Here is a 457-nt window from a genome sequence, read left to right as displayed (position 1 = left end):
AAGCCTATGTGTATGTGAAATATGATATAAAGATGTATTCAGAACAGTTTGCTGAAAGATATAGATAATACTTTTCTTTAAAATAAAAAACTGAACTAGGTAATTTCCTAATTCAGCTTTTTTAACATGATTTCACCCATATAGAATTTTTCTACCAACAAAATTAACCTTCCACTTTTTACAAGAAGGACATAAATATAATTCAATAACAACAATACTGTCCTCAACTAACTCTTCAAACTTATCAAACGGCATTGTATCAACCATTTTATATACATCCATACATTCACCACATTCACACTTTCTATAGAACGAGAATTAAATACTTCTAAAGCATTATTACATAAGAAGTAAACCAATTCATGTGAAGGCTCTATTTCAGACGCTTCAGCTTCACGCCATACTCTTCTGGGAATCTCAGGTGATACACTTACTAGTCAATCCTCTATTATTTGAC

The 457-nt window shown here is 30.6% G+C and carries 1 protein-coding gene; it reads right to left on the bottom strand.

From position 1 onward, the window contains the following. Positions 1-132: 132 nt before the first annotated feature. Positions 133-267 carry a hypothetical protein gene (locus Q3V31_RS30795; RefSeq protein ID WP_257143418.1) on the bottom strand — a complete coding sequence of 45 codons (135 nt, stop codon included), beginning with the start codon at positions 265-267 and terminating at the stop codon, positions 133-135. Between the last annotated feature and the right edge of the window lie 190 nt (positions 268-457).

The sequence above is a fragment of the Bacillus nitratireducens genome (assembly GCF_036320425.1).
GTDB classification, from domain to species: Bacteria; Bacillota; Bacilli; order Bacillales; family Bacillaceae_G; genus Bacillus_A; species Bacillus_A nitratireducens.
This window is presented reverse-complemented; position numbering and strand designations above follow the sequence as displayed.

What these genes read in the sequence shown, in the direction of transcription:
- Q3V31_RS30795 (WP_257143418.1), bottom strand. Translation starts at nt 267, where the DNA reads ATGGTTGATACAATGCCGTTTGATAAGTTTGAAGAGTTAGTTGAGGAC.